This is a genomic window from Porcipelethomonas sp. (assembly GCF_051893655.1).
Lineage (GTDB): Bacteria > Bacillota > Clostridia > Oscillospirales > Ruminococcaceae > Porcipelethomonas.
The window spans coordinates 1-9,810 of sequence record NZ_JBJFHN010000095.1 but is presented as its reverse complement, the minus strand read 5'-3'; the positions used below and the strand labels follow the sequence as shown (position 1 = coordinate 9,810).

Sequence of the window (9,810 nt, the reverse complement as noted above, 5' to 3'; positions counted from 1 at the left end):
AGAACGATATGTCAAGCTTTAACTATGCAGATGATGTTCTTACACTCCTTATTCATCTCGGATATCTGACCTATGATTTTGACACCAAAAGCTGTTGGATTCCGAATATGGAAGTACAGCAGGAATTTGTCAGAAGTATAAAAGACGGAGGCTGGGAGCGTGTTATTAATGCAATAAACCAGTCTGAGGAATGTTTAAAGGCAGCGCTTTCAGGTGACGAAGAAACAGTTGCACGGATTGTTGAGCAGACTCATCAGGAAAATACCTCGATTATTAAGTATAATGATGAAAATGCACTTGCCTGTGTTGTAACGCTTGCGTTTTATACCGCAAGAAATCAGTATGAAATAATAAGGGAACTTCCGACAGGTAAAGGATATGCAGACATTGCATTTTTGCCAAGACCAAATGAAAATGTTCCCGCAATAGTTGTTGAACTCAAAAAAGAACAGGACGCAAGTATTGCACTTGAACAAATAAGGAACAGACAATATACTGAAAAGCTGTCCGCTTACAGCGGAGAAATAATTCTTGTCGGCATTAATTACACTACTGACCCTGATACCGATTATAAAAAACACACCTGTAAAATCGAAAAAATAACCGGCGAATTAAGAATAGGAAATTCCACAAAATAACCGCATTTCATTAAAGACAATTTTAAAACAAATTGAAAAACATTAAAAAATGTTAATCTGCAAAACTCCTGAAAAGTCCCATAATACGGGAAAAATCGGGATTAATCGTACCATATCGGAAGACTTCATTTTAGTGACAAAACATGGGTAATAACCCAATGGTTGGTGCTACTGTTGCCTGCGCTGTTGCGGTTGAAGAAAGCTGGAAAAAATAATTCAGGACTTACCACCTTGCGAAAGCAAGGATGGAAAAAGGTTTCAGTATTGCTTATATTACTCGACTTACAGGCTTGAGTTATGTCAATTACGTCAAATACGAGCGAGAAGAAGTTGAAGAGCAATACAAAAGCATCGAAACGCTGACAAAGCTTTCTGATGTTCTCGGCATAGACCTTTTAACTGACACCATAAATTCAATATGGATTCTTCACATATTGTTAAGGAATATATGGAAAGAAACAATCTTTCAATTCGTAAATTTGCTTTACAATGTGAAGTGAGTGAAACTACTGTCAAGAATTGGCGGAAAGGTATTTGCTCTCCCTGTTATGAATTGTGGAAAAAGTTTTTTAAAGAATAGTAAAATGCCCTCTCGCTTCTGTAGGAATTGGGAGGGCTATTTGTTGTTTACTCGGATTTAGCTTTTTCTGCCAGTTGCTTGATAGCTTGAGCGGTTTTATGTTAATTTTTAGTGGGATTCTGTGATACTTTTGCAGTCAATTATGCACAAAATATAAATTCAATAAATAATAATTAAAGCCCCCTTAAAGAGGCTTTTTTTGACTATTAAGGCAACACCGCATAATCTCCACCTACAAACAAAAACACCCAGCAAAAAAGCTGAGTGCGTAGGGAAACATTTAATTTTCCATCGCAAGGGTGAACTGAATCAGACTGTCAGAGATTTTCTGTCAGCCAAATACAGATTCGCCAATGCGAATTGCTAAATTCCAATTTGTTGAACTAACATCAGCTATAAAATCAGCATCTCCCTCGAATCATAAATAGAATCATCAGAAACGCATCCACAGCGGATAGTACGGTCGAGAGCCATAATCATGGCAACCGCACCGTCAATCTTCTCTGTGGATTTTTCTTTGTCTGGTTTGATGTTTCCGGCTGGGTCACGTCGTATAAAAATATTATCCATCATCCACCGAAGAACCGGGTGACCGTTATGAGCAAGTGTCTGTTCAAGGGTCAGTTTCATCAGTTCTTTGGTAGACCTTATCCATTCCGATTGTCTTATCAAGTGATTGATTTGCTTTGCTTTTAGCTTAAGTTCTGTTGAGTATTCTTGTTCTTACGTATTCTTGGCATAAAAGAACCCCCTTAGTGTAGTCTCGAAATTTTTGTTTTTTCGTGTGTCTATTCTAAAGAGATTATATCAATTTTCCAGGCGGTCTTTTTTGTGTTTTGACACCCTTATTACTTAGTATTAAACAACTCTAGAATCATGTAAATATAAAACTGAACAGCTGTAAACCACGCATTTACGAAGTTCACAACTGTTTTCAGTATCGCTTTTATTTATTTTGCAATTTAGCAGCAGTAAGAGTATTTTTCATGAGCATGGCAATTGTCATAGGTCCCACACCGCCTGGAACAGGAGTAATATATGAAGCTTTCTTTTCCACCTCTTCAAAATTAACATCGCCGCAAAGTTTTCCGTTTTCAAGTCTGTTCATTCCCACATCAATAATTACTGCACCATCCTTTACCATATCACCTGTAACAAAGTTTGCTTTTCCGACAGCAGCCACAAGGATGTCGGCATTTCTGCATATTTCAGCCAGATTACGTGTTCTGGAATGGCAAATTGTAACTGTTCCGTTTCTATGCAGCAGCAGCATAGCCATAGGCTTGCCTACAATATTGCTTCTTCCAATTACAACACAGTTCTTTCCGGAAATATCCGTTCCTGTACTGTCAATAAGCTCCATTACTCCGGCAGGGGTACACGGAAGAAAAGAATATTCCCCTATCATTATTTTTCCGACATTAAACGGATGAAAAGCATCCACATCCTTTTCAGGCTTTATTGCATTAATAACTGCATTTTCATCAATCTGTGACGGAAGAGGAAGCTGACATAAAATTCCATTAACCTTTGGGTCATTATTTAACTTTTCCACAAGCTCCAGAAGTTCCTGCTGAGTCGTTGTTTCAGGCAATGCGTATTCATAGGAATTAAATCCCACTTCAGCACACGCTTTCTTTTTTGAATTTACATATACTCTTGACGCAGGATCATTTCCAACAATTACAACAGCAAGACCGGGTGTAATACCGCTTGCATTTATGAATTCTGCGGTTTCACTTTTAACTCTGTCTTTAACATTTTTTGAAACTTCCTTGCCATTAATTAAATTAGCCATTATTATTCTTCCTCCGATTCTATTTCTATTTCCTTAGTTTCATCTATTTCATTATTCACGGATATTTCATCATCATCAAATTCATCTATATTGTCTGAAACATCTTTAAACTGAATTTTTTCTTTTTTATTTTTAGACTCATAAGATTTTTTCTCCGCTTCCTCCAGAAGTTTCTTTGATTCTTCTGTATTAACATAAAGCGTGTAATCACTGCCTAATCTTTTTACCCTGAGTCCTATTACAACCTGTAATATCACTGAAACAATAACCAATACTGCAGAAAGTGCCTGAGAAACTCTTATCTCACCTATCATAAGACTGTCAGTACGAAGACCTTCAATGAAAAATCTTCCCAGACCGTACCAGCCCATGTAAATAAGCAATATCTGACCATCAAATCTGCGTATTTTTTTTGCGAATAAAGCAAGAAGCCAAAAACCCAGAAGACACCATACTGATTCATAAAGAAAACATGGATGAACAGGCATAAAGGGATCCATTGAAGCCGCACCCTGTCCGGAAGGCATAGAAATCATCTGTGTTTCAATATATTCCTGAATTTTTCCGCCGGACATTCCAAAAATACTATCTGTATTATAACCAAATGCTTCCTGATTAGTAAAATTGCCCCATCTTCCGATTCCCTGTCCCAGAAGAAACCCTATTGATGCAATATCAAGCAAAGGCAGCAGCCGCACTTTTCGCAGTTTAGCTATCAGACCTCCTAATAAAATTGCACCTATAATTCCTCCGTAAATGGCAAGTCCGCCTTTACGGAAGTTAAAAATCGACTTCCAGTCACCTGCATAGGTATCCCAGCTCATAATTACATAATATGCTCTGGCACCTATCAGTCCTCCTACGATACCGCCGAGTATTGCATCTATAGCACGATCAGAGTCGATGCCATATTTTTTCATCTGCGGAATACAGTATATCATAGCTAGCAGTATACCAGCAGTTATAATAATTCCATACCATTTTATATCAATACCGAATATAGTAAACGCTGTATCACTGACATGTATATCTATTCCAAGTTTTGGAAAAACAATTTCATCATGTTCAAGATTGCCAAGCTGTGTCATGTTTTCCCTCCGTTTTAATCAATTACTGATATGGTGAGATTATCAGTATCAAATCGTTCATTCACACATTTCTGGACATCATCATAAGTCATTTCAGACAACACTTTAATGGAATCATACGGACCCACCCCAGCCATAAATGCTGAAATAAGATTTCCTGCAACTGCTTCTGCATTATTGCTTTCCATAATGGCGGAACCATAAGTGGATTTTTTGATACTGTCAAACAGTTCTTTATCAAGACCTTCTGTTTTAACTCTGTCAATTTCATCTATAAGCTCTGATAAAACAAGCTTTGGATTTTCAGACTCACCGCTGAAAATCAGTGAAAAGAATCCGTCACCGTCAAATACCTCAAAGCCAAAAGTGGAATTAATCAGACCTTCATCCATAAGCTTTTTGCAGAAAGGAGCTGAAGGATCTGAAATAACGCTTCCGGCAATAAAGCATTCCATATTTGCTTTCAGTCTGTCATAACCCGAAAGCGGTCTGCATTTGATACCGATATTAAATATCGGAGAGCCTACAGGCAGATGTTCATGCACTTCCCTTTTTACAATTTCATAAGGTTCATAAGGAAAAACCGTTTCCAGTTCCATATTATCGCAAGGCTTCAGCAGCTCGTCTGCAACTTCAAGTACATCGTTTGTATTTACATTTCCTGCAAGAACTAAAACCATATTATGAAGATTATAGAAAGTATTATAGCACTTATATAGAAGTTCAGCATCAATTTCAGCAATGCTTTCAATAGTGCCGGCAATATCAATTCTTACAGGATGTTTGTGGTACATTCCCTGAAGCATATTGAAAAGAACCTTCCAGCCAGGATTATCATTGCACATTTTTATTTCCTGTCCGATAATTCCCTGTTCCTTGTCAACTGTTTCCTTGGTAAAATACGGATTCTGAACAAATCCCAGGAGAATTTTCAGGGATTCAAGATAATTATCCGAACAGCTGAAAAGATAGCATGTTCTGTCAAAAGATGTATACGCATTGGCATTTGCTCCGGTTTTAGCATAAAGTTCGAATGCATCGCAGTCTTCATTTTCAAAAAGCTTATGCTCAAGAAAATGTGCAATTCCTTCCGGTACTACTGTATATTCCTTATCCGATTTAGTTTTGAACATGGTATTTATTGAACCGTATTTGGTTCCGAAAAGTGCCTCGGTTGTACTGAAACCGTTCATTTCACATATATATATATCCAGTCCTGAAGGATGTTTTATATAATTGCATTTATCCCCTGTCTGGCTGCAATAGATTTCCTGTATTTCCATTATTTGTTCTCCCCTTTCATTATATAAATACTGTCAAGCTTCAATGATTTTGCAGCTTCAATAATCTGTTCTCTTGTAACCGCTTTGTATCTTTCTATTGTATCTGAAGGCTTTAAAATCTCATTATTTACAAAACAGCCATAATACCAGTTAATATATGATGCCGTTGTATCACCGACTCCTTTAAGAGAATTTACAATGCTCAGGATTGAGTTATTTACTTCATCATCAGTAAAACTGCCATTTTTTATCTGTTCCAGCTGATTTAAAATTTCCTGTTTGGTTTTTTCAATATTTTCTTCTTCTATACCGCAGTCTATAAATATTGCGCCTTTAAGCTGACTGTAACCAGATGCACAGTAATAGCACAGGCTCAGTTTTTCTCTTACATTTAAAAACAGCTTTGAGAACGGAGTACCTCCGAAAATAGTATTCATAAGCTTCATAGCATATCTGTCATGGCAGTCTGACTTAAAAGCCATTACCATTTTGCACTGGCTTACATCAAGCTTTTCTTCCCTGCATAAAACCTCATTTTTTACCGGACTGAATTTATAAAATTCCTTTGCAGAAATATTATGTTCAGTTTTAGAAAATGCTTCTGTTATTTTCTGCTCTGCTGTTTTATCTTCCTCCGGTCCTACAAAATAAATTTCTATCTGAGCACTGCTTAGTAATTTTTTATAAGCCTCATATGCCTGTCTGGGCGTTACTGTTTCAGCGGTTTTTCTTGTACCGTAAGAAGAATTTTCACTGTTTTCTCCCTGAAAAGCAAGCCTGTGCGCCTGAATAACTGCATAGCCTCTTTTATTATTTATTTCTGCGTCAATAGTATCAAGAAGATCTTTTTTTCTGAAATCAAATGGTTCACGGGCAAATTCATCGTCTTTAACATTTGGCGAGAAAATACAGTCCAGAAGTATATCAAGAACTTCTCCGCTTATATCCTCTCCATCCAGCGCATATCTGTTATGAATAGAAGTAACGCCCAGAGAAAGTCTCTGAAAATCTCCCTGCTTTGATATATCTGCATTAATATTTGCACCATACAAAGAATTAAGCTTTGCAGTTATTTCACTTATATTCTTATATTTACTGTTGGATGAAGCCATTATACCTACTGCCATTGCGTTGGCAGCAGCAGTTTCTTCCCTCAGATCAGTTATGAACATAACCTGAATTTTATTTGTTTTAAATTTAGGATCAATTATTGTTGAATAACCGATCCCCTCCGATATTAATTTTCTGGAGTAACTTGCCATAATCCTTATTTCTCCTTTTATAAATATAATAATCACTTAGGGTTATTATATCATAATTCAGTCTGATTTACAACCCTTGAAAAATGATATTTCCTGAAAACTAAAAAACTGTACTGATAACGAAAAACGCAGATTTATTTTTGTAAGATATTGAATATTGACATTTTTTATGATAAAATTTTACTATAGACTGAAAATCGTGCAAAAGGAAAATAAATATGAAAAAACTTGTAACAGGAATTCTAGCTCATGTTGACTCCGGAAAAACAACGTTATCCGAAGGCATATTGTATAAAACAGGCGAAATACGCAAATGGGGTCGTGTAGACCACAGAGATACATTTTTAGATACTCATTTTCTTGAACGTGAAAGAGGAATTACTATATTCTCCAAACAGGCTGTTTTTCATATAAATGATTCTGAATTCACTTTGCTTGACACTCCCGGACATGCTGATTTTTCAGCAGAAGCTGAAAGAACCCTTCAGGTGCTTGATTATGCAATACTTATAATAAGCGGTTCTGAGGGAGTGCAGAGCCATACTGAAACACTATGGAATCTTCTGAAAAAATATAGTATTCCCGTATTTGTTTTTATAAATAAAATGGATATTTCCACACTTTCACACAGTGAACTTATTCAGGAGATAACTGACAGATTAGGAAATGGTTTTGTGGATTTTTCTGTCAGCAGAAATTCAGAGGAATTTTTTGAAAATATCGCTCTATGTGATGAGAATATTATGCAGGAATTTTTAAATACTTCTTCTGTATCTGATGAATTAGTCAGAAGTGCAGTTTTTAACAGAAAAATATTCCCCTGCTGCTTCGGCTCAGCATTGAAACTAGACGGTATAGAAGAATTGCTGAATATTTTGGATCTGTATACTCAAAATATAGAATACGGAAACGAATTTTCAGCAAAGGTATTTAAAATTTCTGAAGATGAACAGAAAAAACGTCTTACCCACATGAAAATTACCGGAGGAAGTATTAAAGTAAGAGATCTGATAAAATATGGCTGTGGGAAAAATATCAGGGAAGAAAAAATAAATCAGATAAGAATATATTCCGGAAATAAATATACAACAGCTGAAGAAGTATCTGCCGGTACTGTCTGTGCGGTTACAGGACTTACCTGTGCGTATCCCGGAGAAGGTCTCGGACAGGAAAGTGATTCAGATTACCCTGTTATGGAACCGATACTTTCATATAGTGTAGTTCTTCCGCCTGAGATTGATAACCATACCGGATTGAAAGACCTTAAATTACTTGAAGAGGAAGACCCGCAGCTTCATGTTATATGGAACGAACGGCTTGGCGAAATTCAGATTCAGCTAATGGGCGAAATACAGCTTGAGATTTTAAAGGATCTGATATTCCAGAGGTTCGGCTATAATGCAGAATTCGGACACAGCAGTATTGCTTACAAAGAAACTATTGCTTCACCGGTTGAAGGAGTAGGTCATTATGAACCTTTGCGGCATTATGCTGAAGTTCATCTTCTTCTGGAACCCGGTCAGCCAGGCAGCGGACTTGTCTTTGAATCAGATTGCAATGAGGATATTCTCGACAAAAACTGGCAGAGACTTATTTTAACACACCTTCAGGAAAAGCAGCATATCGGCGTACTGACAGGTTCTCCCATTACTGATATGAAAATAACACTTATTGGAGGACGTGCCCATATAAAGCATACAGAAGGCGGAGATTTTCGTCAGGCAACCTACCGGGCAGTACGTCACGGACTGAAATGCACCGAAAGTATTCTTTTGGAGCCATGGTATAAATTCCGGCTTGAAATACCATCTGAAACAGCAGGACGGGCTATTTCTGATATTCAGCGAATGAACGGAAAATTCTCCCCTCCTGAAACCTCTGGTGATATGTCAGTTATTGACGGTGAAGCTCCGGTATATGAAATACGGGATTATCAGTCTGAGGTGAATGCCTATACCAAAGGCAGAGGAAGGCTTAACTGCAGTCTTAAAGGCTATGAACCATGTCATAATGCTGATGATATCATCTCAGAAATCGGATATAATTCTGACAGTGATGTAGCGAATACTGCGGATTCTGTTTTTTGTTCTCATGGCGCAGGCTATGTTGTAAAATGGAATGAAGTGTATGATAAAATGCATCTGGAGCGTTTTTTTAAACCGGTATCAGAAATCACTGAAAATGAATCTGTTGTAAGACAGGTAAAAAGATATCAGAACAGACTTGCAGAAGATCAGGAGCTTATGGAAATTTTTGAAAGAACCTATGGTCCGGTACGCAGGGATGTAAAAAATGCTTTCAGGTCTGTACGAAAAAATTCTATGGATAATGATGTCAGCAAATATAAGGCACCTCCTGTTCCGAAAGGTCCTGAATATCTGCTTGTAGACGGATACAATATTATTTTTGCATGGGATAATCTGAGCAAGCTCGCTAAGGACAGTCTGGATGCTGCAAGAAATCGTCTTATTGATATTCTCTGCAATTATCAGGGATTTAAGCAGTGTGAGCTTATACTGGTGTTTGACGCATATAAAATAAAGGGCGGAACACGCTCTGTTGAAAAGGTTCATAACATAAGCGTTGTATATACTAAAGAAGCAGAAACAGCAGATATGTATATTGAAAAGGTAACCCATGAAATAGGCAGAAATCACAGAGTAAGAGTAGCTACATCAGATAATCTTGAACAGATAATAATACTCGGCAACGGAGCATGCCGTATTTCAGCATCTGAATTTCAAAAAGAAGTGGAAGAAACTGAAAATATAATCAGGGATTATATAATGTAAGTTCATAAAATCAAATGAGAAAATTTGCTAAGGCTTTGGTGACAACCTCAAAATATGGCAAATAAATTTCGGCAAAGTTTACTTGCAAGTCATGTTCATTTTAAAATGTTGAAAAATTTATTAAAAAGTGATATAATCAACATATATCAGAAAGGAGGATAAGAATATCAAGACCACAGAGAAGGATATATGCTTCTCCAGAGCAATAATACATACGAGCTTTTAAATTAATTGATTTCCTATCCTCCCTGTTGGATTCCATGTAGAAGCAGCCCAAAAGCTGCTTGAAATAATTCCTAATAATGAAAATAAAAAGAAAGAGGTAAAAGTTATGAAAAAATGGGTTTGTTCCGTATGCGGTTATGTACA

The 9,810-nt window shown here is 36.9% G+C and carries 8 protein-coding genes and 2 pseudogenes; 4 read left to right on the top strand and 6 right to left on the bottom strand.

Annotated features, from left to right (window positions below; all coding sequences use genetic code 11):
- The 3 genes and pseudogenes from ACI4WO_RS05565 to ACI4WO_RS05555 all read left to right on the top strand — a co-directional run.
- Window positions 1–638, top strand: a 638-nt coding sequence (locus ACI4WO_RS05565; RefSeq protein ID WP_439806570.1) for a PD-(D/E)XK nuclease domain-containing protein, incomplete at its 5' end; no start/stop codon positions are given.
- Between the two features lie 143 nt (window positions 639–781).
- Window positions 782–853 carry a GGGtGRT protein gene (locus ACI4WO_RS05560; protein ID WP_439806572.1) on the top strand — a complete coding sequence of 24 codons (72 nt, stop codon included), beginning with the start codon at window positions 782–784 and terminating at the stop codon, window positions 851–853.
- A gap of 27 nt (window positions 854–880) precedes the next feature.
- Window positions 881–1,138, top strand: a pseudogene (locus ACI4WO_RS05555) (hypothetical protein); the annotation flags it as partial.
- 473 nt (window positions 1,139–1,611) lie between these two features.
- Here the strand turns inward: ACI4WO_RS05555 and ACI4WO_RS05550 are convergent.
- From ACI4WO_RS05550 to yfmF, 5 genes and pseudogenes are all read right to left on the bottom strand, one after another.
- Window positions 1,612–1,860, bottom strand: a pseudogene (locus ACI4WO_RS05550) (terminase TerL endonuclease subunit); the annotation flags it as partial.
- A 304-nt stretch (window positions 1,861–2,164) separates the two neighbouring features.
- Window positions 2,165–3,019, bottom strand: a complete 855-nt coding sequence (gene folD / locus ACI4WO_RS05545; RefSeq protein WP_439806571.1) for a bifunctional methylenetetrahydrofolate dehydrogenase/methenyltetrahydrofolate cyclohydrolase FolD — start codon at window positions 3,017–3,019, stop codon at window positions 2,165–2,167.
- The gene (gene lgt / locus ACI4WO_RS05540; RefSeq protein ID WP_439806569.1) at window positions 3,019–4,104 is read right to left on the bottom strand and encodes a prolipoprotein diacylglyceryl transferase; all 1,086 of its coding nucleotides are present in this window, start codon (window positions 4,102–4,104) and stop codon (window positions 3,019–3,021) included. The genes folD and lgt overlap by 1 nt, the downstream gene beginning before the upstream one ends.
- Before the next feature lie 14 nt (window positions 4,105–4,118).
- On the bottom strand, window positions 4,119–5,387 hold the full coding sequence (gene yfmH, locus ACI4WO_RS05535; RefSeq protein ID WP_439806568.1) for an EF-P 5-aminopentanol modification-associated protein YfmH: 1,269 nt from the start codon (window positions 5,385–5,387) through the stop codon (window positions 4,119–4,121).
- Window positions 5,387–6,649, bottom strand: coding sequence for an EF-P 5-aminopentanol modification-associated protein YfmF (gene yfmF, locus ACI4WO_RS05530; protein WP_439806567.1), 1,263 nt, complete (start codon window positions 6,647–6,649; stop codon window positions 5,387–5,389). Before yfmF ends, yfmH begins: the two co-directional genes overlap by 1 nt.
- 218 nt (window positions 6,650–6,867) lie before the next feature.
- Between yfmF and ACI4WO_RS05525 the strand changes: the two genes are divergently transcribed.
- A complete protein-coding gene (locus ACI4WO_RS05525) occupies window positions 6,868–9,441 on the top strand; it encodes an NYN domain-containing protein (RefSeq protein WP_439806566.1) in 2,574 nt (857 codons plus the stop codon).
- Window positions 9,442–9,577: 136 nt separating this feature from the next.
- Here the strand turns inward: ACI4WO_RS05525 and ACI4WO_RS05520 are convergent.
- Window positions 9,578–9,810, bottom strand: a 233-nt coding sequence (locus ACI4WO_RS05520) for a hypothetical protein (protein WP_439806565.1), incomplete at its 5' end; no start/stop codon positions are given.